The organism is Sphingobacteriales bacterium, assembly GCA_016699615.1.
Classification (GTDB): Bacteria; Bacteroidota; Bacteroidia; order Chitinophagales; family JADIYW01; genus JADJSS01.
On sequence record CP064984.1, the window covers coordinates 808,705 to 832,824 of the forward strand.

Annotated in this window: 25 protein-coding genes; 9 read left to right on the forward strand and 16 right to left on the reverse strand. The window is 29.5% G+C overall.

From position 1 onward, the window contains the following. Nucleotides 1-4 precede the first annotated feature (4 nt). The 3 genes from IPK18_03905 to IPK18_03915 all read right to left on the reverse strand — a co-directional run bounded on the left by IPK18_03905 (nt 5) and on the right by IPK18_03915 (nt 1,411). Nucleotides 5-478 carry a hypothetical protein gene (locus IPK18_03905; protein QQR98678.1) on the reverse strand — a complete coding sequence of 158 codons (474 nt, stop codon included), beginning with the start codon at nt 476-478 and terminating at the stop codon, nt 5-7. Next, entirely contained in the window at nt 462-827 is a 366-nt protein-coding gene (locus tag IPK18_03910) for a universal stress protein (GenBank protein ID QQR98679.1), read from the reverse strand. Before IPK18_03910 ends, IPK18_03905 begins: the two co-directional genes overlap by 17 nt. 74 nt (nt 828-901) lie before the next feature. Further along, on the reverse strand, nt 902-1,411 hold the full coding sequence (locus IPK18_03915; protein QQR98680.1) for an SRPBCC family protein: 510 nt from the start codon (nt 1,409-1,411) through the stop codon (nt 902-904). 39 nt (nt 1,412-1,450) lie between these two features. Here IPK18_03915 and rraA point away from each other — a divergent pair, with 39 nt between their 5' ends. Continuing rightward, entirely contained in the window at nt 1,451-1,942 is a 492-nt protein-coding gene (gene rraA, locus IPK18_03920; GenBank protein QQR98681.1) for a ribonuclease E activity regulator RraA, read from the forward strand. On the opposite strand, the gene IPK18_03925 is transcribed toward rraA, so the two are convergent. Further along, on the reverse strand, nt 1,926-2,564 hold the full coding sequence (locus IPK18_03925; GenBank protein ID QQR98682.1) for a hemolysin III family protein: 639 nt from the start codon (nt 2,562-2,564) through the stop codon (nt 1,926-1,928). The two genes, rraA and IPK18_03925, sit on opposite strands and share 17 nt — an antisense overlap. A 225-nt stretch (nt 2,565-2,789) precedes the next feature. Between IPK18_03925 and IPK18_03930 the strand changes: the two genes are divergently transcribed. The 3 genes from IPK18_03930 to dgt all read left to right on the forward strand — a co-directional run bounded on the left by IPK18_03930 (nt 2,790) and on the right by dgt (nt 5,587). After that, nucleotides 2,790-2,945: a hypothetical protein gene (locus tag IPK18_03930; GenBank protein QQR98683.1), complete on the forward strand. Its 156-nt coding sequence runs from the start codon at nt 2,790-2,792 to the stop codon at nt 2,943-2,945. 409 nt (nt 2,946-3,354) lie between these two features. Beyond that, nucleotides 3,355-3,588 carry a hypothetical protein gene (locus IPK18_03935; GenBank protein QQR98684.1) on the forward strand — a complete coding sequence of 78 codons (234 nt, stop codon included), beginning with the start codon at nt 3,355-3,357 and terminating at the stop codon, nt 3,586-3,588. A gap of 91 nt (nt 3,589-3,679) precedes the next feature. Then, entirely contained in the window at nt 3,680-5,587 is a 1,908-nt protein-coding gene (gene dgt, locus IPK18_03940; protein QQR98685.1) for a dNTP triphosphohydrolase, read from the forward strand. A 334-nt stretch (nt 5,588-5,921) separates the two neighbouring features. Here dgt and guaB read toward each other — a convergent pair whose 3' ends face one another. Beyond that, nucleotides 5,922-7,409, reverse strand: a complete 1,488-nt coding sequence (gene guaB, locus IPK18_03945) for an IMP dehydrogenase (GenBank protein ID QQR98686.1) — start codon at nt 7,407-7,409, stop codon at nt 5,922-5,924. Between the two features lie 116 nt (nt 7,410-7,525). Beyond that, a complete protein-coding gene (locus tag IPK18_03950; GenBank protein QQR98687.1) occupies nt 7,526-7,702 on the reverse strand; it encodes a hypothetical protein in 177 nt (58 codons plus the stop codon). A gap of 284 nt (nt 7,703-7,986) precedes the next feature. On the opposite strand from IPK18_03950, the gene IPK18_03955 reads away from it, so the two are divergent. After that, nucleotides 7,987-8,781, forward strand: a complete 795-nt coding sequence (locus IPK18_03955; protein ID QQR98688.1) for an IS982 family transposase — start codon at nt 7,987-7,989, stop codon at nt 8,779-8,781. Here the strand turns inward: IPK18_03955 and IPK18_03960 are convergent. The 6 genes from IPK18_03960 to IPK18_03985 all read right to left on the reverse strand — a co-directional run bounded on the left by IPK18_03960 (nt 8,773) and on the right by IPK18_03985 (nt 13,367). After that, on the reverse strand, nt 8,773-9,198 hold the full coding sequence (locus IPK18_03960) for a hypothetical protein (protein ID QQR98689.1): 426 nt from the start codon (nt 9,196-9,198) through the stop codon (nt 8,773-8,775). The two genes, IPK18_03955 and IPK18_03960, sit on opposite strands and share 9 nt — an antisense overlap. Beyond that, on the reverse strand, nt 9,167-10,138 hold the full coding sequence (locus IPK18_03965) for a hypothetical protein (protein ID QQR98690.1): 972 nt from the start codon (nt 10,136-10,138) through the stop codon (nt 9,167-9,169). The genes IPK18_03960 and IPK18_03965 overlap by 32 nt, the downstream gene beginning before the upstream one ends. 138 nt (nt 10,139-10,276) lie before the next feature. Beyond that, complete coding sequence (locus IPK18_03970) at nt 10,277-11,917, reverse strand: hypothetical protein (protein ID QQR98691.1); 1,641 nt, start codon at nt 11,915-11,917, stop codon at nt 10,277-10,279. Between the two features lie 95 nt (nt 11,918-12,012). Continuing rightward, nucleotides 12,013-12,576, reverse strand: coding sequence for an elongation factor P (gene efp / locus IPK18_03975; protein ID QQR98692.1), 564 nt, complete (start codon nt 12,574-12,576; stop codon nt 12,013-12,015). Between the two features lie 16 nt (nt 12,577-12,592). Next, the gene (gene rpmF, locus IPK18_03980) at nt 12,593-12,784 is read right to left on the reverse strand and encodes a 50S ribosomal protein L32 (GenBank protein ID QQR98693.1); all 192 of its coding nucleotides are present in this window, start codon (nt 12,782-12,784) and stop codon (nt 12,593-12,595) included. A 22-nt stretch (nt 12,785-12,806) separates the two neighbouring features. Further along, nucleotides 12,807-13,367, reverse strand: a complete 561-nt coding sequence (locus IPK18_03985) for a DUF177 domain-containing protein (protein ID QQR98694.1) — start codon at nt 13,365-13,367, stop codon at nt 12,807-12,809. Nucleotides 13,368-13,622: 255 nt separating this feature from the next. Here IPK18_03985 and IPK18_03990 point away from each other — a divergent pair, with 255 nt between their 5' ends. Then, nucleotides 13,623-14,555 (forward strand): malate dehydrogenase, encoded by a 933-nt coding sequence (locus IPK18_03990; protein QQR98695.1) that lies wholly within the window; start codon nt 13,623-13,625, stop codon nt 14,553-14,555. Nucleotides 14,556-14,984: 429 nt separating this feature from the next. Here the strand turns inward: IPK18_03990 and IPK18_03995 are convergent, their stop codons facing one another. From IPK18_03995 to IPK18_04005, 3 genes are all read right to left on the reverse strand, one after another. After that, complete coding sequence (locus IPK18_03995; protein QQR98696.1) at nt 14,985-15,800, reverse strand: SDR family NAD(P)-dependent oxidoreductase; 816 nt, start codon at nt 15,798-15,800, stop codon at nt 14,985-14,987. A gap of 28 nt (nt 15,801-15,828) precedes the next feature. Beyond that, nucleotides 15,829-17,286, reverse strand: a complete 1,458-nt coding sequence (locus tag IPK18_04000; protein ID QQR98697.1) for an NAD(P)/FAD-dependent oxidoreductase — start codon at nt 17,284-17,286, stop codon at nt 15,829-15,831. 254 nt (nt 17,287-17,540) lie between these two features. Continuing rightward, nucleotides 17,541-19,211: a T9SS type A sorting domain-containing protein gene (locus tag IPK18_04005; GenBank protein ID QQR98698.1), complete on the reverse strand. Its 1,671-nt coding sequence runs from the start codon at nt 19,209-19,211 to the stop codon at nt 17,541-17,543. 263 nt (nt 19,212-19,474) lie between these two features. Here IPK18_04005 and IPK18_04010 point away from each other — a divergent pair, with 263 nt between their 5' ends. Then, nucleotides 19,475-21,253 (forward strand): ABC transporter ATP-binding protein, encoded by a 1,779-nt coding sequence (locus IPK18_04010; protein ID QQR98699.1) that lies wholly within the window; start codon nt 19,475-19,477, stop codon nt 21,251-21,253. Nucleotides 21,254-21,272: 19 nt separating this feature from the next. Here IPK18_04010 and IPK18_04015 read toward each other — a convergent pair whose 3' ends face one another. Beyond that, nucleotides 21,273-22,826, reverse strand: coding sequence for a PglZ domain-containing protein (locus IPK18_04015; protein QQR98700.1), 1,554 nt, complete (start codon nt 22,824-22,826; stop codon nt 21,273-21,275). A gap of 106 nt (nt 22,827-22,932) precedes the next feature. On the opposite strand from IPK18_04015, the gene IPK18_04020 reads away from it, so the two are divergent. Together IPK18_04020 and IPK18_04025 are read left to right on the forward strand one after the other, a co-directional pair. Beyond that, entirely contained in the window at nt 22,933-23,757 is an 825-nt protein-coding gene (locus IPK18_04020; GenBank protein QQR98701.1) for an HD domain-containing protein, read from the forward strand. Further along, nucleotides 23,747-24,118 carry a hypothetical protein gene (locus IPK18_04025; protein ID QQR98702.1) on the forward strand — a complete coding sequence of 124 codons (372 nt, stop codon included), beginning with the start codon at nt 23,747-23,749 and terminating at the stop codon, nt 24,116-24,118. Before IPK18_04020 ends, IPK18_04025 begins: the two co-directional genes overlap by 11 nt. The last annotated feature ends 2 nt before the right edge of the window (nt 24,119-24,120 follow it).

Consider the following 24,120-nt stretch of genomic DNA (forward strand, 5'->3'; position numbering starts at 1 on the left):
TATATTAATCTATATCTTTTTTCTTAAAAGAAATTATAGGCAACTCTAAGTCATTTGCTAATTCTTCTGTTTTACTATTTAAAAAGAATTTTTCAAACCAATCTCTTTCTTGTGTAAACATAGCTAGCAAAGCATGTTGTTGTGTAGAAACATACTGTTTCAAATGTTCTGTTAATGGTTCATCAATTGTAACATTTTTCTGTGTGAGTGTAACAGATACTTGTTCTATATTTTTTGCTTGTTCATCAAACTCTTGTTGTATTATACTTGCATCATCATTATAATATAATAAATGCAACACATCAATCGATGCACCTATTGATTGTGCCACAGGAACAATCTGATTGATTTCTGCTTTAAAATCTTTAAAATCTGATGCATATATTATTTTATCAATTGTAGAATATGAAAAATTAATAGGTATTGCCAATACTGGCACTTCAGATTGTGCAACAACATTACTAGTATTGTCGCCCAAAAACTTCCTTTAATCCACTTGCACCATGCGTTCCCATTATGATGATAGATACAGCATTATCTTTTGCATAATTTACAGTTGTTGCTACAACATCACCTTCTATAATTTCTATATTTGTTGGTACTGTACAATATTGTTGAACAATAGATTCTAGTACTTTCTTTCTATCAGGCTTTATGGCATCAATATCTTCTTCAATTGGCCATCCAGATTCATAATTGCTAATGTCACCAGTATAAATATTTAGCAATACAATTTCAGCATTTTGTTTAGTAGCAAAGCTATTCGCATATTTTAATGCATTGATTGAATTTTCGGATAAATCTGTTGGAACAAGAATTTTACTCATCTTTTTTGTTTTTATGTAAGTTAATAATTTTCTGGGTATTTATCAAAGAATAAAAATCAATATAAAATATGATATTAGTAATTAATATTTTCTCTAAATTTTCTTTCCAAATTGCTCAATGCATTCTGAACTAGTTTTGTATTAATTTGTTGAATAAAAAATCCAGAATATGGTATCAATGCCTCAAACTCTATCACATAATCCAATCTTGATGATGTGTCATCTAAAGCAATAAAATTCATTTTCCCAATATGATTTTTTAGCGGACTTGGAGTCGTTATTTTATATTCTATATATTTATTTTCAATGTATTTTGTAATTGTTTCTTGAAAAACAAGTGGAAAACTAACAATGATTCTTGCTGAGCCAACATCATTGCAATTGGTTGGATTTGGCGAATCTACTATTCGTTTTATTAATGCAGGATAAATTTCACTCAACCTATTATGATCACTAAAGAATGAAAAGACAGATTGTACAGGAACATTAAAATCTTGTAGGAAATGAATGCGATGCACTTTATTATTCAAAGCAATATTTTTCATACCTTGGATGTTATTCAAATGTACTAAATTTTTACGCATTTTTATAATTACATTTTTTACATTTGTAAAAAAACAACAATGAGTAAAGATTTTGCAACAGCCGATTTGTATGATGCTAATGAAGGTAAAGTTCAAGTAGCATTGCCATTATTTAAATCTTATGGCAATAAAAATAAATTTTACGGACAAATAGTTACGCTTAAATGCCATGAAGACAATACCTTAGTTGGCGATACCTTGCGAAAAGAAAATGGCAAAGGAAAAGTTTTAGTTATTGATGGTGGTGGTTCTTTGCGTTGTGCATTAGTTGGCGATTTGATAGCTGCTGCTGCAGTAAAAAACGAGTGGGAAGGCATTGTAGTATTTGGTTGCATAAGAGATGCTGCACCAATCAATGAGATGGAAATTGGCATTAGAGCATTAGCTACAAATCCTACAAAAACAGTAAAACGCAACACAGGAATTTTGCATGAAACTATAAATTTTGCAAACACTACTTTTGTAGAAAACGAATATATCTATGTAGATGAAGATGGAATTTTAGTAAGCAATACTAACTTATTGGATTAGGAAATCCAAAATAGATTCCAAAGAAATGACACATGCTTCCAGCATAAACAAATACGTGCCATACTGCATGGTGGTAATTAAATTTTTTCCAAGCATAGAAAATAACACCAAATAAATAACAAGCACCACCAAGGAATATCAACCAAATAACATGTGTAGGCATAAAATCAAAAATATATTTTGATAAAAACAAGCCCATGCATCCTAAAAATATATACAATGCGGTAGATAGTCCATCATACTTACCTGTTAAAAATATTTTTTTTACAGTACCAACTGCTACTAAACTCCATAAAATATATAGAAACGGATAGCTTACATCTTTTGGAATAAACATTAACATGAATGCAGAATAACTTCCAGCTATTAAAAAGTAGATACTAATATGGTCTGCAACTCTAAGTACTTTTTTAGTTTTTTCGTGCATAATCGCGTGATATACAGTAGATGAAGTGTACACTGCTACTAACCCAACTGCAAATAAAATTAAACCAAGAAGTTTCATATCTAAGTTATACTTAGATGCTTTGATGAATAAGAAAGGAATTAACGATAAAAATGTAAGCAAACCAATCCCATGTGTAATTGTATTTGCTATTTCTTTCTTAATTTCTAATCTCATACAATAAATATAGCATAAAAATATGAATAATATAGATTTACACGTATTATTAACAGAACTTTCATGCACAATTCATATTCTAATTTAACAATGTAGCAATTTGGCAATTAGTTAATGAATTAAGAAAAGAAATATAAATAGTTGTCTAAGTACAACAATATTTGCGTTTAATATAATATAAATGTATATTTGAAAAAAAGAAAATTTTATTTTTAAAAGATGGCGATGAATGAATTGCAATACAAGAATCAATATTTTAAGCAAACAGGTCATAAGACCTGTCGAAGGCGAAAGGATAGTAGTTTGTTGGTAAAAAACAACAAAGGCAGAGATTGGTATGAGTTAAATAAAAGTAGATGGAATTTTATTACAAATGAATAAGTATAAAATATGGATAAAAGGCAAGGAAATATGGCGACAGGTGATAACACCTGTCCTTTAGATTTGCGAAAGAGATAAATACTATTACTCTATTTTATTTGCCTGATATATAAATATTTACACCTATATAACCATTTTTGGGTAATGCTTTTTAAGTAAAAAACACATAACAAATGAAATTTTTATTAAAATATCATAATTTTTTGATAATTTCTTTTGATTATAAACAATTTAGTAATACATTTGTTATCCTTTAGAGGTCTAACCTTTTAAATGTAAAATATTTGATGGTTGATATAACTACAAAATTAAAAAAATCGCGGTGCAAAAAATGTACAGTGCAAAACAAGCAATCACTTACAAATAATAAAAAAACAAATAATAAATAACAATATTTAAATAAAAGATTATGACAACAACAATAGAATATATAGAACCTAAACAAGGAAAAGCATATGTTACAGCTAATGAAATAGCATATGAAAGAATTATAAAAACACTTCCCAACTATATTGCTGAAAAATATAGTGTAACATACAACGAAAAAACAGATGAGATAATTATAAAAGGAAAAGCTGACAATGCAGATAATGAGGCTGCTAAAATAAAAACTGATAATGAAAGCAACAAGGTCGAAGATTAAATAATTGTAAACATAGAAGAAAAAGTAAAAATAAATCTAAAACATAAGTGTTTACCAAAAATATATTATTATTTTTGAGTAAACATAAATCATGAATCATATATATAATTCTAACTCTTCTATTGAAAACAATATTCTATATTCAGAAAAGGATTTTACAAGAGAACTCAGTGAGAAGAACAACGTATTTTATGGTGATGAGTTTCCAGATGAATTGTACAGAACACCTTTTTACAGAGATTATGCTAGGCTAATTCATTCTCCATGTTTTAGACGATTAAATTCAAAAACTCAATTATTTCCAGATACCGAATCTGATTTCTTTAGAAATAGATTAACACACTCTATTGAAGTAGCTCAAATAGGAAAATCTATTACTAATAAAGTTAATTATGAAATTGAAAAAATCCTAAAAGAAAGAAAAATTAATAAGACAGCAAAGATTGATACTGATTTAGTAGAATTTGCATGTATGGCACACGACTTAGGTCATCCTCCGTTTGGCCATCAAGGTGAGAAAGCACTAAATGATAAAATGCATGATAGTGGAGGATTTGAGGGTAATGCCCAAACTTTAAGAATTTTATCTAAACTTGAGAAAAAAGTAATTCTTAAAGAAGAAAACAATGACCTACATGATGAAAACTATTTGTATACAATGCGTAATAGGACAAATGAAGACTTACGAAGAGGACTAAATCTAACATATAGAAGTCTTGCATCAATATTAAAATATGATTTCGCAATACCTATAGAAAATGAAGAACCAAAATCACCTATATTATATAAAGGCTATTATGATTCTGAAAAAGATCTAGTAAATCGAATTAAAGCCAATGTTTTAGAGGGAAAATATATAGATGAACACCAATTTAAGACAATAGAATGCCAGATAATGGATGTTGCAGATGATATTGCATATTCAGTATTTGACCTAGAGGATTCTTTGAAAGGTGGTTTAATATCAATTTTAGATTTGGCATACTCTGATGTAGATTCTCCAGTAGTTAAAAATTTATCTGCAAAAATTAGCGAATCCAATAACAACAAAGGTGATGAAATAATTATAAATGCTCTAAAAAATAATACAAACCTTAGGGAAGTGTTTATCAAACATTTTTATCTAGAAATATATAATAAATATATAAATATATATACGAATAATTATACAAATCAACCTGATGATGCACTAAAACGAGAAAATACAGATAAATATAGAAGATTTGTTATTGATACTGCAATACAACAATTGTTTGACTTTATAAAAATTATTCCAACAATGACGTTGTTCCCTGAATTACTCAAAGAAGAGGAAGATCCATCAACAATAAACTCAATTGAAAACCGTTTGTATGCACGAGAAGGATGGAGAAGACATAAAGATATATACAACAACAGCAACATTCGAACATACAATACCTCAAAGTTGGTTGGAACTTTTGTCCGTTCAGTAAGCATTAACATTCCTGCAAACTGTGAAAATGTACCAAGTAAATGGAAAATTATTTTTAAAGAACCTGAAAATATTACAATCAATGTAGAACTTACTATAGAAATATTAAAGCATTTTACATATGTGTATCAAATTACAAGTCCTCGTTTACAAATTATTGAAACAAGAGGTAAGGATATTGTAAAAGATATATTTGAAGCTATTGTGAAGAGTGATGGCAACTTTCTACCTGAAGATTTTAGAATTCAATATAGAACTGTAGAAAAAAACTATAAAAGAATGATAGATGACAATGATGATAAAATTCATACTTTGACAGGTGAGATAAAAACACACAAAACTAACAATAACACAAAGAGTGAAAAAGAGTGTGTTGCAAAAAAAAATGAATTAACCCAAACCAATAAATTAATTCTAGGCTTAATAGATAGAGAGAAGAAGAGAATTATATGTGATTTTATAGCACGTATGACAGATAAATTTGCATTAGATTTCTATGCTCGATTAAAATCAGATTCTCCAAAATCAATATATAAGAACATGTAACTGTTGCCTATATTAGAGTGTTACTCTATAAAAAACTTATTCTATTCCTTTTGCAGTTATTTGTATGGGACATAGACAAAAAGTGTATGCCTACTAACAACACAGTCGCACTTAGCAGGTGTTATAGCGTAGCGTCACCTGCCAAAAAAACAAACAAATGCAAGCCAACTTCTACAAGATTTATGTTATAAAATGTATGTATTTTGTGCTTAAGCAAACACACTTATCAAAAATCATTATTACATTATTGAATTAGTAAATTGCTGCATTATATCAGTCTACTGTCAACCGATGATATTACATTATTGAATTAGTACATTATTACATTAAGAAACTATCTACTGTAGTTTGGTGCTTCGTTTGTTATTGCCACATCGTGTGGATGTGATTCTGTTACACCAGCAGCAGTAATTTTTACAAATTGTGCAGTTTCTTGTAATGTTCTAATATCTCTTGCGCCACAGTAGCCCATACCAGCTTTTAGTCCACCAATATATTGATATACAACTTCGCTTAGTGTGCCTTTGTAAGGTATTCTACCTACAATACCTTCTGGTACTAATTTTTTAATATCTTCTTCTACATCTTGGAAATATCTATCTTTTGAGCCTTCGTTCATTGCTTCTAAGCTACCCATTCCTCTGTATACTTTAAATTTTCTACCTTCTAAAATTACAGTGTTACCAGGACTTTCTTCCGTGCCTGCAAAAAGAGAACCAGCCATTATTGTGCTTGCACCAGCAGCTATTGCTTTTACCATATCGCCTGTGTATCTGATGCCACCATCAGCAATAATAGGAATATTTGTATTCTTTAGTGCAATACTTGCTTCATAGATAGCACTTAGTTGTGGTACACCTACGCCAGCTACAATTCTTGTAGTACAAATAGAACCTGGACCAATACCAACTTTTACTGCGTCTGCGCCAGCATCGGCAAGTGCTTTTGCTGCATTTGCAGTTGCTATGTTGCCTGCTACTACATCTAAATTTTTATATGTTTGTTTTACATTTTTCACAGCATCTATCACGCCTTGCGAGTGTCCATGTGCTGTATCTATAGAAATAAAATCTACACCTACATTTACTAAAGCATCAATTCTATTCATCATATCTGATGTAACGCCAACTGCTGCTGCTACTCTCAATCTTCCGCCATCATCTTTGCACGAGTTCGGATAATTTCTAACTTTAATAATATCTTTATAAGTTATTAATCCAACCAATTTATTATTTGATGCAACGATAGGTAATTTTTCAATTCTATATTCGTGCAATATATCTTCAGCTTGTTTTAGTGTTGTTTTTTCTGGTGCAGTAATGAGTTTCTCTTTAGTCATCAAATCTTTGATGAGCATATTTTTATCTTTGCAAAACCTTAAATCTCTATTGGTAATAATGCCTACCAAAATTCCATTATCATCAGTAATTGGAATGCCACCAATTTTATTTTCGGACATTATAGAAAATGCTTCTGCTACTTTATTTTCTGGTTTTAGTGTAATTGGATCTGAAATCAATCCACTTTCTGAGCGTTTTACTTTTCTTACTTGGTTGGCTTGTTGCTCAATACTCATGTTTTTGTGTAAGACGCCAATGCCACCTTCTCTTGCTAATGCAATAGCTAAATTTGCTTCTGTAACCGTATCCATGGCTGCGGAAAGAATAGGTATATTGATACTTATATTCTTTGTTACAAATGATGTAAGATTGGTTTCTCTTGGTAGTACTTGTGAGTATGCAGGAATTAATAATACATCATCGAATGTAAGACCATCGCCAGCAAATTTTTGAGAATTGGATAAGTGAGATATGTTTTCCATGTGCAAAGTTAAGAACAAAATATATTTTTAGCATCATTACTTTGTTATTTTTTATAAAATAAAAAAGCTATCCAGTTTTGGATAGCTTATATAAGTTTTTAGAGTGTTGTTAATGTTTATTTAGTAAAAGTCAATTTGCCTAATACATAATTTCCTTTTTTTTGGAATGGTAGAAATATGTTGTTGTCGTCAATCTGTTGCACAGCTCTTGTCATCAATATATTATCATCAACTTCTTCCTTTTCAAACAATCTTTCTCTTACCCAAGATGTGCCATTATGATATACCATCAAAGCTGCAAGATTTTTTAGAGTAGTTGTTGCTTTTAGTTTTTCATCTTCTTCTTTATCAGTATTATTTTTAACCCGTTGTGCGGTTTAAATACTTAATATAAAAGTGATGTTGTGCATCATGTTTTAGCATGATTTTTGTATATAATTATTTGAATACCAATTATTTACAATGCACAACATCAAATCAAATTTCGACAAAATTTTTTAATCTTTCCAAACTTTATCTGAAAGATTTTATTGTAGATTCCTCTTTTAACTTCCAATTATATAGAAATAAGCCTAAAATGAATGATTGTGAAATCATCGCATTATCACTTTGTGCTGAAGCATTGAGTATTGATTCTGAAAACTTATTTTGGAAGAAATTAAAGGTAGAATATTCATTAGATTTTCCACATTTAATTGACCGTTCTAATTATAATAAACGAAGGCGAAGATTACAGAATTATATTCATCTCTTGAATGAAAAAATGGCACAACCTTTTAATGAATTTGAAGATGTTTTTATTGTAGATTCTATACCTATTCCAATTGTACAATTAGCAAGAGAAAAGCATTCTAAAATATGCAAACATGATTTTGAAACAGCTCCAGATAAAGGTTATTCTGCTGTAAGTAAATCGTATTATTATGGATATAAACTTCACTTGTCTACAACCCTTAATGGAACATTTATGTCAATGGATATTACCAAAGCCAGCGTACATGATGTACATTTTTTAAATAATCTAAAGCATAGTGGAATGAATAATGCTATACTACTTGGTGACAAAGGCTATCTATCTACTCAATACCAATTAGACTTGTTTGAGTCCTGTAATATTCAACTTAAAACTCCTTTGCGTAACAATCAAAAAGACTATCAGAAATATCCATTCATACTTAGAAAATGTAGAAAGAGAATTGAAACATTATTCTCACAACTTTGTGACCAGTTTATGATTAAAAGAAACTATGCTAAATCATTCATTGGATTGATTACAAGAATCAAATCTAAAACCTGTGCATTAACTGCCTTACAACTTTTAAATAAAATGAATAATAAACCAATCAATCATCTTAAATTCGCACTATGTTAAACCGCACAACAGGTTATTTTTATTATCATTAAATATAAAATAAGGTTGATTGTTATGTATAATCAATTTATATCCTAAAAAAAATGGCGAAGTTGCCTTTTGATATTTTGGTATAGCATATATTTGTTTCAATTGTAAGTCTTTATTTAATTCAAAATACAATATATCAAAATATAGGTATGTTGTAGTCGTAGTACCATTTGTAGATGTTCTTGTAATCACATTAAAATATTCAGCAGAAATATGTACGGCATTATCTGTTTCAACTATATAATCAATGACAAAGTTTTCTGATATTTCATCTCCTTTGTATTTGAATTTGGAATTATATTTCAAAATATCTTCATTTGTAATTTTATTGATTTTATATTCTGCTTCATTTAAATCAGCACCTAATTTTTTGTGTAAAGAAACCAACTAAATTTCCAGATACTTTCTCAGATAAAAATCCAGCACAATAAACATTTCCTGTATTGGCAACAACCAATCCTGGTCTTTTGCAGAAATACTCTTTAGTATTAATAGCATATTTTTTTGAAGAAGTACCATTGTTTGTGATAGCATATATGTATAATTTATAATTTACTTCGCCACCTACTTTTTCTTTTTTCCCTTTAATAAATTGTTTTACCATTAAAAATATATCTCCATTGTCATTAATTTTATAATCTTCAATAGAAATTCTATCACATTCTTCAGGTGCATTGATAGAAATATTTTTCTTAAATAATAAACTTCCATTTTCATCAATCACACCAACTTTCATGCTATTTTGCTTATAGACAGCATAAAATCTATTGTCAAAACCTAAAAGATATTCAGTTTCCTTTTCTTTATCTTTGTAGATTACAATATTTAATATTTTTTTACTGTTTGGAGATTGCACTGTTTTAAAAATAGTTTCTGGTGCATTTAAAAATACTTGAGCTGCAACAACATTATTCATCAAAGTAGATTTGGTAACAGTACCGTTGTCACTTACTTCACGGTAATATGTTTCAACTTCTTTTTTTGTATTATTGTATAATGCATCTATGTATGCTAATTTTCCATTATTGTTGTAACTTTCCATAAATACAGCACTTTTATCTTGTGGAATAAGGTCTACTGTTTTTTTGAAAGTTGAGCCATTGAAAAAATTGAATTTTGTATCTTCAACTTTTGGTGCTTTATAACCCATAAACCCAGAATTTTTGCTTGATACCATACATACGCTATTGGTTCCATAGGCAATAATATTATCAGCATATGATTTGTTTTGTAATTCTATTTCATTACTTGTTTCAACCTTGTATGGTTTTTGAGCAAATGCAACAAAAATAAAACAGATGTTAAATATTAGTATTAATTTCTTCATTATAGTATTTTTAGCAAATATAGTAATTCTATTTAAAAAAACAATAGACATATTATATATATAATGTGTAATCTTATAATTAAAATTAAGCTATCCAAAATTGGATAGCTTATATGTTATTTTAAATGGTGCTAATGTTTATTTAGTAAAAGTCAATTTGCCTAATATATAATTTCCTTTTCTTTGGAATGGTAGAAATATGTTGTTAGCATCAATCTGTTGCACAGCTCTTGTCATCAATATATTATCATCAACTTCTTCTTTTTCAAATAATCTTTCTCTTACCCAAGTTGTACCATTATGGTATACCATCATTGGTGCAAAGTCATATGAATGTGCTACTTTTTTTAATTTTTCATCAATGTCTTTGTCTGCATTCATTTTATTGTCATTGAAAATAAAATATGGTTTATCATTATGCATAAACATCTTATAACCTAAAAATTGAGTTGATGATGCTCTTTGATATTTTGGAATGGCATATATTTGTTTTAATTGTAAATCTTTATTTAATTCAAAATATAAAATATCTTTATAAAAATATGTTGTTGTTGTTGCTCCATACATGTTATGGTTAATATTCATAATATAATATTCGGCTGAAATATGTACCGCATTTGTTGTTTCATAAATATAATTGATAATAAAATTACCAGATATTTCATCGTCTTTATATTTAAATTTGGAATTGTATTTCAAAATATCTTCATTTGTAATTTTATTAAATTTGTAATCTACTTCATTTAAGTCAGCACCTAATTTTTGAGTAAAAAATCCAACAAAACCTTCTGTGAATACATTCTTAGCTAATACTCCAGTCAAATTCTCTTGTATTTTTTTTCCAGACAAAAAACCTACGCAATAAACATTGCCTGTGTTTGAAACAACTAAATTTGGCTTTTTACAAAAATATTCTTTTGTATCTATTGCATATACTTTTGTTGATTTTCCTTTATTTGTTATCGCACAAATACTTAACTTATAGTTTGCATCACCAGCTACTTTTTCTTTTTTTCCTTTAATGTATTGTTTCAATATCAAAAAAACATCACCACGGTCATTGATTTCATAATCTTCTATTGAGATTTTGTTGCAACCTTCTGGTGCTTTAAATACAATATCATTCTCAAAAAGTATTTCTCCATTTTCATCAATTACACCAACACTCATTTTATTTTTAACTTCTGTTGCAAAAATTGGAAGAAGTTGTTTGTCATTATTAACATCACCCCAAATATATTCTGGACCAATATCACCTTTTTTATATATTGCTATACTTAATATTTTCTTATAGTTTGGTGATTGAATTGTTTTGAAAAAATAATTAGGACCACTTAAGTATATAAATTCACCAGGAATATGATTCATTAATGTAGATTTAATAACTTTTCCATTGTTACTTAATTCATTATAGTAAGTTGCTATTGCTTCGTATTCGCCATTGTAGATAGCATCTATATACACTAATTTACCATTATTGTTATAAGATTCCATTAATACATCACTTTTGTCATTAGATGTTAGGTCTAATGTTTTTATGTATGTGGCATCTTCACCAAAGAAACTTAGTTTTGTATCTACAACACTTGGAGTTTTGAAATTACCAGAGCCTGTATTTTTTGATGTTACCAAACAAACACCTTTGTTATTAGGTATGATATTATCTGCAAATGACTTGTTTTGTAATTCTATTTCCTTGCTTGTTGTAACTTGATATGGTTTCTGTGCAAATGCAACAAAAATAAAACAGATGTTAAATATTAGTATTAATTTATTCATTATAGTATTTTTAGCAAATATACATTGTTATTTTTTAAAATAAAAAAAGCTACCCAATTTTGGATAGCTTATATGAATTTTTAGAGCGTGGTTAATTATTTTACACGTTCCATGTAATCGCCTGTTTCTGTTTTTACTTTTATTTTATCTCCTACATTCACAAATAATGGAATCATTACTTTTGCTCCTGTGCTTACTGTACTTGGTCTTAATGTATTTGTAGCTGTATCACCTTTGATGCCTGGTTCAGCATAAGTAACTTCTACTGTAACAGTATCTGGAAGTGTGCAAGTTAATGGCATTTCGTCTTCAGCTCTAACAGCAATTTTTACAGTCATTCCTTCAGTAAGAAATTGAGCTGCGTTGATGATTTTTTTATCAACTGTGATTTGCTCATAAGTCTCATTATTCATGAATGTTGCAAAATCACCTTCATCATATAAATATTGATATTCTCTATGTTCTACACGTACTTCATCTAATTTTGAGCCAGATGGAAATGTATTTTCTAATACTCTACCATTGGTTACACTTCTTAGTTTTGTACGTACAAAAGCTGCTCCTTTTCCTGGTTTTACATGCAAAAATTCTATTATCTGATAAATGTCAGAGTTAAAATTAATACACATTCCATTTCTAATATCTGAAGTACTTGCCATGCTTTGAATATTTAGCTTATGCTTTTATATAACCTTCGATTAACTTTTTACCATTGTAGTACAAGTCATTTTCGTGTACATAAGCAGTATGGCTTAAGTGACTTTCTCCAGTTGCTTTACAAGTAGCCACATTTAAAGCAGTTGCTTTGTAATGCGTTCTTCTTTTATCTCTTCTTGTTTTCGAAATTTTGCGTTTAGGATGTGCCATTTTTTATTTTTTTATAATATTATTAATTTAGTTCGTCTTTTATATCTTTTAGTTTTGCCCATCTTGGGTCTTCTATTTTTTCTTCTTCAATATTTTGATTGGTATATTCATTCAATGCTTTCAATACATCTTGGTCACAATATTCAGTTTTTCCTGGATTATTACATACTTTATAGATTGGCAAATCAAGATGTATGATATCGTACACTATTTTGCTTAGATCAATTTCTGGCTCGTCTCTACTGATAAATACAATTTCTGTATCTTGTTCATCATCAACTGTTTCGCCAGAAAACTTCACATAAATAGTATTATCAGATTGTATTCTTAATGGGAATACAGCATTGCATTTATCACAATCTGTAATCACATTGCCATCTATTTCAAGATAAATCAGATAAGGCTCTATTCTTTTATCAAATACTAGTTTTACGTGAATATCAGCATGTTGAATGATAGAATTTTCAAAATTTTTAAAGAACTTATCATCAAGTCTAAAATTATATTGATGAATATCTTTTTTTAGTCCAACGTGCTGTATTCTAATTTCTAAGTCTGTATTTTCACTATTATACTGCATCATAAGAACTCAAAAAGGAACGCAAAGATAGGAATTTTTTTTATTAAATCCTATTAAATTACAATAAAATAGCTTACAATTTAATAATTTGGAAATATTGTATTTGACTGTAAATATTTGCTAATCAAAAATTTCTATACAAAGTAATGCTTTTTTTATTAATCCTAAATTTTAGACTAATTTGTTTCTTATATTTTTGTGATTTGTGTATATTCGCATCGAAATTTTTAGTTCAAACTTTTTAAAAATACAATAAAAATGAAAGTAACAGTAGTAGGAGCAGGCGCAGTAGGTGCAACATGTGCTGATAATATTGCTCGTAAAGAATTGTGCCACGAATTAGTTTTGTTAGACATCAAAGAAGGTTTAGCAGAAGGAAAGGCTATGGATATGATGCAAACAGCTTCTTTATTGGGATTTGATACAACCATAACAGGATCTACAAATGACTATGCAAAAACTGCAGGAAGTGATGTTGTTGTTATTACATCTGGTATTCCAAGAAAACCAGGTATGACTCGTGAAGAATTAATTGGAACAAATGCTGGTATCGTAAAAGGTGTAGCAGAAAATATATTAAAACATTCTCCAAATGCAATTTTTGTTATTATATCTAATCCAATGGATACTATGACATACCTTACATTGAAAGCAACTGGCGTAGATAAACATAGAATAATTGGAATGGGTGGTGCATTAGATAGTAGCCGTTTTAAATATTATTTATCAAAAACAATAGGTTGCTCTCAAAATGATCTGAATGCAAGCGTTATTGGTGGACATGGTGATACTACAATGATACCTCTAACTAGATTAGCAAACTTGAATGGTGTGCCAGTTTCTACATTATTAGACAGTGCAACGCTAGAAAAGGTAGCTGCAGATACAATGGTTGGTGGTGCTACACTTACAGGATTAATTGGTACTTCAGCATGGTATGCACCAGGTGCAGCAGGTTGCGCAGTAGTAGAAGCAATAGTACGTGATGAGAAAAAAGTAATTACAAGTTGCGTTGCTTTAGAAGGCGAATATGGACAAAGTGATATTTGTTTAGGTGTGCCTGTTGTAATTGGAAAAAATGGTTGGGAAAAAATCTTAGACTATCAATTAACAGAAACAGAACAAGCTGCATTCAACAAAAGTGCAGATGCTGTAAGAAACATGAACGATGTTTTAAAAACAGTAATCTAATATATCTAAATAAAGAAATTTGCTAGGCTGCTCATTGTGCAGCCTTTTTTTATTCATATTATTTGAAAATTCATATATTTCAATCCAGTTTACAAAACAAAAACATATTCTATTATAATAATGCAGTATATAACAATAAACGAAAGAATTGCTGAGAACATCATCATCAAAACACATTATTGAGTTAGTCCTCTGCCTTTGTTGGCTTGTAGCCAACAAACCACTTTCTAAATAGTATTGCAATTCATTCATCGCCATCTTTCTTTTTTCAAATATACATTTATATTATCTTAAACGCAAATATTTTTGTTCTTAAGCAACAGCTCATAAGTCTTGTCACAATTCATTATCAAATTAACGTACATTTGCTTTTTGCATTTGTAGAAATATTGCATGGACTTTTTTCTAAAGTAAAGACTAATAAAAGAATCAATCAAAGGCGAAATTTTTTAGTTTCATCATTTGCTTTACGACATACTTATTAGATGCTGGCATTACTCTTGCTAATATGTCGTGCAATTCTCCATCACTAATAAAAATTCTATCTTTCTTTTGTTTGATGCCTTTTAAGATAATTTTTGCGGCAGCAGCAGCAGAGGTTCCTGCTTGCAAATCGTCATGGAATCGTTGGGAGCGTTTGCTTTTATAGTCAGCATTCATTGTAATATTTGTAGCTACTCTTCCTGGATGCACCGTATGTATACTAATGTTTTTAATACCTCTAACTTCGTTTTCAATTCGCAATGAATCTGTAAATCCTCTTACTGCAAATTTTGTAGTGCAATATGGTACCAAATATGGTAACGCTAATATGCCTTGTGAGCTTGAAAGATTGACTAAAGCAGCTTCTGGTCTTTCTAATAATGTTGGATAAAATAATTGAGTTGTATATATAACGCCCCAATAATTGATATTTGTAATTTTCTCAAAATCTTCCAATGATACTTTATCAAATGAGACATCACCAAGTGCTATGCCTGCGTTGTTGATTAGTATATCTATGTGTCCGAATTTTTTTAATACGTTGTCAGCAAATTTTTTAATTGCTTTCTTATCTGCCATATCTACTTTTTCATAGTATTGCTCTATGTTATAGTTGCTTATAGCATTTTTTGTGTTATCTAAGCTTGCTATATCGCAAGTGGCAATAGATGCGCCTTCTTTTGCAAATACTTTAACTAACTCATGTCCTATTCCTGTGCTACCACCAGTAATTACAACTACTTTTCCTTTTATTGTTTTCATAAATTAAATTTATTTGTATTTAAAAATATTATATCAATATATGATCATTAGGTTTAAAATCTTTTGTCATTTTTAGGAATGTAAAACTAAAGCCAGGAAACATTGCTATTACCTTTCCACTTTTGCTTTGGTACCAACTTTTGCAACCACCAGAATGCCAAACAGTTTTTTTCATTTCTTCATGAATCATATTTGTGTATTTTTCTTCTGCCTCTTCTTTCACTTCAATAACTTGTTTGTTTGATTTCATAACAGTCTGGATACTTTTCATGATATAATGCATTTGTGCCTCAATAATAAATATTGCTGAAGTATGTCCAATGCCTGTATTTGGTCCAGTAACGACAAATAAATTTGGGAAATTTGGTAATGCTGTACCTAAATACGCTCTTGGAAAATCGTGCCAAAAATCTGCGATTGTTGTTCCATCTTTACCATACACTGGATATGAAATTGCATTGTCTGTCGCATCGTAACCAGTTGCATAAACAATTAAATCTAGCTCTATTTTTGTACCATCTTGTGTAATGATTCCATCTTCTACAATTTCTTTTATGCCATTTTCTTTGCCAAATAAATCTACATTACTTCTAGTAAATGCTGGATACAACGTGCTTGATAGAATTATTCTTTTGCAACCTATTGTATAATCTGGTGTTACTTTTTTTTGTAGTTCTTTATCTTTTATGGAAGATTTTATATATCGTCTGGCTGCATCTTCAGCTACGCGTTTCAACATAAAATCTGAGTATTTGAAACCAATAACTCTAGTTTCTAGTTGCCAATAAATTAAATTTCTAACAATGTTGTATATATTATTGTTGCCTAAAAAGAATCTTTCTGTAGGATTAAAATTTTTATCTGGTCTTGGCAAAACCCAATGTGGTGTTCTTTGAAAAACGGCTAAGTGTTCTACCTTTGGTGCAATAGCAGGAATAATTTGTGCTGCACTTGCACCACTCCCAATTATTGCTACTCTTTTTCCAGTATAATCATAATCGTTATCCCAATTATTACTGTGGAATGATTTGCCTTTAAATTTATCTTTGCCCTTAAAATTTGGTATAACAGGTGTACTTAATGGTCCAGATGCATTGATGATAAATTGTGCTGAATAATTGCCATTATTTGTAAATATTTTCCAGTTTTTTGTTTTATCATTCCATTCAAGTTTCGTTACATTAGTGTCTGTTTTTGTTATTTCTTTTAAGTTATATTTATCTATAATATGCTTTGTGTATGCTTCTAACTCATCTCTTTCTGCAAACATTTGCGACCAGTTGTAAGGCTCAAAAGAGAAAGAATATAAAGGCGATTGAACATCTACAGCAGCGCCAGGATAATTATTTTGAACCCAAGTGCCACCCATAAAAGGTCTTCTTTCTAAAATACAAAAATCTTCTACTCCAATTTTTTTTAAATTTATTGCTGCGCATTGTCCGCCAAATCCGCTACCGATAATTATAATTTTATATGCATTTTTCATCTGAAATTTTTTATAAAGCTACCTTGTATTTAGAAGAATTTCCTTATCTCAAGCATAGTTTTTTAATAATTATCCTATGTTAAATTGAGAAATATATTGTTGTCAGTTGACTAATAATGTAACAGTGTACTAATTCAATAATGTAACAATGATTTTTTGATAAGTGTGTTTGCTTGAGTCACGATAACCGAACTCTTTATAACATAAATGTTGTAGTAGTTGATGGATAAGAATTGACTAGCATCAATGTTAAATTACTTTAATATCTTCAGAATATGATTGTTTTTCCCAGATAAAATATTTAAAAAATAGATACCATTACTTAGTTGTATAGTGCTTATTTCTACTTTTGATGTATTTGAGTTCGTCTCTATTATTTTCTGTCCAAAATTATTCAACAATATTATTTTATCTAAGTCCTGATTGTCTTTGTTTTCGATGATTAGTTTTTCTTGAAATGGATTTGGATAAACAACTATCTTATTATGCTCACCACTATACACATTATTCTGTGTAGATGTTATTTGCTGTATGACTGGGAAATATTCTAAACTGCATATGTTGTCTGAAAATGTCTTATTATTTATCGCACCAATTTTATCATTACATGGTAATTGAAGACTGTCATTCCAATTCTTTGTTTGTAGGTGTAAATCTGGAATATTAAGGCATCTATTTCTTACAATTCCACATAATGTTGTATCATTTCCTTCAAAAGTGTTTAGCCAATAATAACTCAGAGCAGTTGTATCATCACTTGAAAGATATGCATTATTACAATAACCTATACTGTCATTAATTGCAGAAGTCTTTTTATATATTTTATTATTATGTGAGAAATAGACTGAATTAAATAAAAATCTATAGAAATCATTTGCCCAATAAATTCTTGGAAATGGACTACTCATGGAACTACTATTGGGAAACGGATTATGACCAACACCATTTGCTTGTACAAAATAGTACGAAAACCTATCATTATTATCTATTAAATTTATTTTCTCTGCAATAGCTGCACTGCCGTAAAATGTGGGCGCATTGCCTAAATAACTACATAATTGTGTGCCTATATAAAATGGAGAAGCTGCATCATGTGTACCATGAAACATAAATATTGGTGTATTTTCTGTAATATCAATATAGCTTGTGTCTAAGATTGTGCCACCAAAGCCAAAAACCATTTTAATATTATTTTTATACCTTTTCAAATCATAATAATTATTGTTTGTAAAAAAATCAGTTGGAAAATGCTGTTCTATTTCTTCTTTGTCATAATAGTTTAAGCAAAATGTATTTGCTGCACCAAGACTGTGACCACCAATTACAATCTTAGTCGTGTCAATATTATACATTGTAGCATTATTGGTAAAGTATGTAATTGCATTTATTATGTCTAATGCATTTGAATATAATACTCTATGCATATACGACGTATGATAAGCTGCATTACAATTTTTTATAGAATCAAATATTATTCTTTCATTGATATAATTTGATTGTAGAATATTATTCAAATTATGAAAAACTGCTTGTCCATCCAATCTGTAATCTATTATTGCTGCAACAAAGCCACGTTTTGCAAATTCAGTAGCAATAGATTTTACTGTTGCGCTCATTATTGTTCGTGTAGTGCCAGCACCATGACAAATTATTGCTAATGGAAATTTATTATTTTCCAATACTACAGAATCTACAATTGGCATGTAGATATCAGCTTGGGTTTTACAAACTATAGGCTGAAAATCATTTTGTTCTTGTATAAAACTGCCATCTTGAATATTAATTATTGGAGAAGTACTGTTATATACTTTTGTACTAATGGAAATTGAATCTATATCACATATAAAATCAAAATCAGACGATTTTGAATAAATACCAGTCAGTAGAAAAGTTATTAATAATATTTTATTTTTTATGTGTAACATAAATTGTTGTTTGTGTGGTTATTTGTTTAACTATTCACTTTTAACCAATTTCAAGTACTACATGTTGTGGTAAATTAATCAATTTCTACGATATTTTATATAACTAATTTAATATTTGTTTTTTACCATATCAGATTTGGTATGCCAAAACTTATAGCAGCAATATACATGCAAAATATTCAAACAAACATGTTGAATAATAAGCAAAAAAACGCCTATATTTGTGTACATCCTTTTTGGATTTACAATAAAAAAAATAGCGTATGAGCGATATACTTTTAGACGTAAAAAACTTAGTTACGGAATTTAATACAGAGAATGGCACAGTAAAAGCTGTAAACGACGTCTCTTTTCAGATTAAGAAAAAGCAAGTAGTAGGTATTGTTGGTGAGTCTGGCTCTGGAAAGTCAGTAACATCACTCTCTGTTATGCGCTTGATTCCAAATCCTCCTGGAAAAATTACAAGTGGCGAAATTCTTTATCAAGATAGAAATGAGCAAATCGTAGATTTAACAAAAATATCTGAAGAACAAATGAGGCAATACAGAGGTAATGATATTGCTATGATTTTCCAAGAACCTATGACTTCTCTCAATCCTGTTTTTACTTGTGGTAACCAAGTAATGGAAGCTATTATATTGCACCAAAAATGTGATAAAAAAACGGCAGAACAAAAAACACTTGCATTATTTGAGCAAGTAAAACTACCTAATCCAAAACGTATTTTAGATGCTTATCCGCACGAACTTTCTGGTGGACAAAAACAACGTGTGATGATTGCAATGGCAATGAGTTGTCAGCCAAAAATACTAATTGCAGATGAGCCAACAACAGCATTAGATGTAACAGTTCAAAAAACTATCTTAGAATTAATTAAAGATTTGAGTGAAGAAACAGGCATGTCTACCATTTTCATTACACATGATTTGGGTGTTATTGCTGAAATTGCAGACCATGTAATTGTAATGTATAAAGGAAAAATTGTAGAGCAAGGTTCTGTATTAGATATATTTTCAAATCCACAACATCCATACACAAAAGGTTTGCTGGCTTGTCGTCCGCCATTGGGTAAAAGGTTAAGCAAACTTCCAGTAATTGCAGACTTTATGGATGATAACAATGGCATCATCACAGAAAAGCATGCAGACATGAATGCTTTGATAAATGCTTTTGTGGTAAGTGAGCAACAAACTAAAGCTAGATTTGAAGAATTACAAACGCGTAAAAAAATATTAGAATTACACAACATACAGACATGGTTTCCAAGCAAGACAAGTTTTTTTGGCAAACCCTTAGAATATGTAAAAGCTGTAGATAATGTAAGTTTTGATGTGTATGAAGGCGAAACTCGAGGTTTGGTTGGCGAAAGTGGATGTGGCAAAACAACATTAGGCAGAACAATCTTGCGTTTGGTAGAGCCAACTGGTGGCAAAGCAATTTTTGATGGTAAAGATACTTTTAGTTTAGAAGCACAAGAATTGAAAACTCTTAGGCAACATATGCAAATCATTTTTCAAGATCCTTATTCGTCACTTAATCCGAGAATGACAATTGGTAATGCCATAATGGAACCTATGCAAGTGCATAATAAATACAGTAACGACAAAGAGCGAAAAGATAAAGTGATAGAATTACTGGAAAAGGTAAACATGAAAGCAGAACATTTTTTACGTTATCCGCATGAGTTTTCTGGTGGGCAACGTCAAAGAATTTGTATAGCAAGAGCATTGGCATTGCAACCAAAATTTATTATTTGTGATGAATCTGTTTCTGCATTAGATGTTTCGGTACAAGCTCAAGTATTAAACTTATTGATACAACTTAGAGAAGAGTTTAAGTTTACCTATATATTTATTTCACATGATTTGAGTGTGGTAAAATTTATGAGTGATAGAATGGTTGTGATGAATAAAGGTAGAATTGAAGAAATGGGTTTAGCTGATGAGATTTATAACAATCCACAACAAGAATATACTAAGAAATTAATATCTGCAATACCTAAAGGTAATTTAGAAGATATTAAATCAAGATTTGTAAAATAAGTAGCTATTGTAAGCTATATTATTTGCTTTCAAATATTGCGATTGGCACAATAACTTCTTCCAATGAAATGCCACCATGCTGAAATGTATTTTTGAAGAAATTTACAAAGTGATTGTAATTATTTGGATAGCAAAAATAGTAATCTTCTTTTGCAAAAATATAACTAGAACTAAGATTTGATTTAGGCAAAAATGCTTCATCAGGATTTCTGACTTCAAATACTTCTTTTGGATTGTAATTTAGATTTCGTCCTGTTTTATACCTAAGATTTGTTGTAGTATTTTTGTCGCCTACTACTTTTGCTGGAGATTTTACACGTGTTGTTCCGTGGTCTGATGTGATAATGATACGTGCTTTTTTCCCTTTTAATTTATCTAATGCATTTAGCAATGGTGAATGTTCAAACCACGATAGAATTAATGAACGATATGCTGCTTCATCATTAGCAATTTCTTTTAGCACTTCCATTTCTGTACGTACATGTGATAGCATATCTACGAAATTATACACGATTACATTAAATGTATTGTGCATCAGATTCAAGATATTATCTTCTAATTCTTTCCCATCTTTATGGTTTGTAATTTTAGTATATGTGCATTTTATATTTATTCCATTGCGTTTAAATTGTTCTTGCATAAAAAACTCTTCATGTAAGTTTTTACCTTCATTTTCATCATCAAAAAACCATTTGTCTGCATATTTTTTATTTATTTCTGATGGCATTAAGCCAGCAAATATTGCATTTCTGCTGTATTGTGTTGTTGTAGGTAGTATGCTATAGAAACTATCTTCCTCAACTTTTTTAAATTTATCTTTTAATAATGTTTCTATAATTCTATAATGGTCGTATCTCAAATTATCTATTAGAATAAAAAAAGTAGGTGCATCGTTGTCTATATTTGGAATAACTTTTTTCTTGAATAATGTATGTGATTGTGTTGGTGCAAAACCATCTGGCTTTGCCAACCATTTTGTATAATTTTTTTGTATATATTTAAAAAATTCTTTATTTGCTTCGGTTTTTTGCATTTCAAAAATTTCTCGCATTTCTGGATTAGATGCTTTATCTAATTCAATATCCCAATATATAAGTTTTTTATATAATTCTGTCCAAGCGTCAAAATCTAAATCATCGTTAATTTCCAACATTATCTGCTGAAACTGTTGTCTATAATTAACAGTCTTCTTTTCAGAAATAAGTCTTTTGTTATCAATAATTTTTTTAATAGAAAGTAGAATTTGGTTTGGGTGAACTGGTTTTATCAAATAATCTGCAATTTGCGAGCCAATAGCATCATCCATTATATTTTCTTCTTCATTCTTAGTTATCATTACTATTGGTGTATCAGGATAGCTAGATTTTATTTTACTGAGTGTTTCCAATCCAGTAATGCCTGGCATATGTTCATCTAAGAAAATAATATCAAAAAGTTCTTCATTACATTTATCAATAGCATCGTAGCCATTACTTACTGGAACTACTTTGTAGCCTTTTTGTTCTAAAAACATTATCTGAGGTTTCAATAAATCTATCTCGTCATCTGCCCAAAGTATTTTTGTTTCATTCATAGCGTAAAATCTTTTAATATGTGTACTATATAAAAGTAATTAAGTTTATGTCGGCAATATATTAAATAATGTGAATTTGATTAATTATTTTTGTTGACATAATTGAATGAATAAGCGAAAAATTTTCAATGATCCTGTATATGGTTTTATTCCAATTCCATTCGATATTGTTTATGATATCATAGAACATCCTATTTTCCAAAGATTACGAAGAATACAGCAATTAGGTTTGAGTAGTTTGGTGTATCCTGGTGCTACGCACAGCAGATTTCATCATTCTATTGGTGCCATGCATTTGATGACACGTGCTTTGGATGTACTGAAGAAAAAGAATATTGATATTAGTATAGATGAAGAACAAGCAACTGTACTGGCAATATTATTGCATGATATTGGTCATGGGCCATATTCACATGCATTAGAATTTACTTTGGTAGATGGTGTGCATCATGAGGAAATTTCATTATTGTTGATGCATGAATTAGAGAAAGAATTTGGAAACATAATAACACTGGCAATCCAAATTTTTGAAGGCAAATACAAGAAAAAATTCTTACATCAGCTTGTGAGTGGACAATTGGATATGGATAGAATGGATTATTTGAATAGAGATTCTTTTTATACTGGCGTGAGTGAAGGTGTGATTGGCTACGATAGAATTATCAATATGTTGGATGTGGTAGATGATAATATTGTTGTTGAAGAAAAAGGAATCTATTCTATTGAAAAATTCTTAGTGGCACGTAGATTGATGTATTGGCAAGTTTATTTACATAAGACTGTGTTGTGTGGAGAAATTATACTTAAAAATATATTAAAATACATTAAAAAAAATAACATATCATTGCCATTTGATTCATCTATAAACCATTTTTTAAGTACTGATTTTAATTCAAAAAAATCATTCAACTTGGTTGCCTTTGTTTTGTAATATAGATGATGCTGATATTATATTTATGCTTAAATACTTTGTGCAACATTCTGCTGATAATGTTTTAAAAATGATGTGCGAAGCTTTGATATATAGAAAATTGTTTCATGTAGAATTTAATACTCAAGAGTATATACAACAGAAAATTGAGCAACTGAAAGAAATTTATTCTGATGATGAATTTCAGTATTTGGTTAGCACAGGAAGTACCTCAAATAATATGTATAGTACTGCAAAAGACAATATCTATATTAAGTTTAAAGACAATAAACTTGTAGATATTGCTAGCATAACAGAACAATGGAATATTGATGCTTTGGCAAACCCTATGGTTAAACACTATATTATTTATCCTAAATAAAT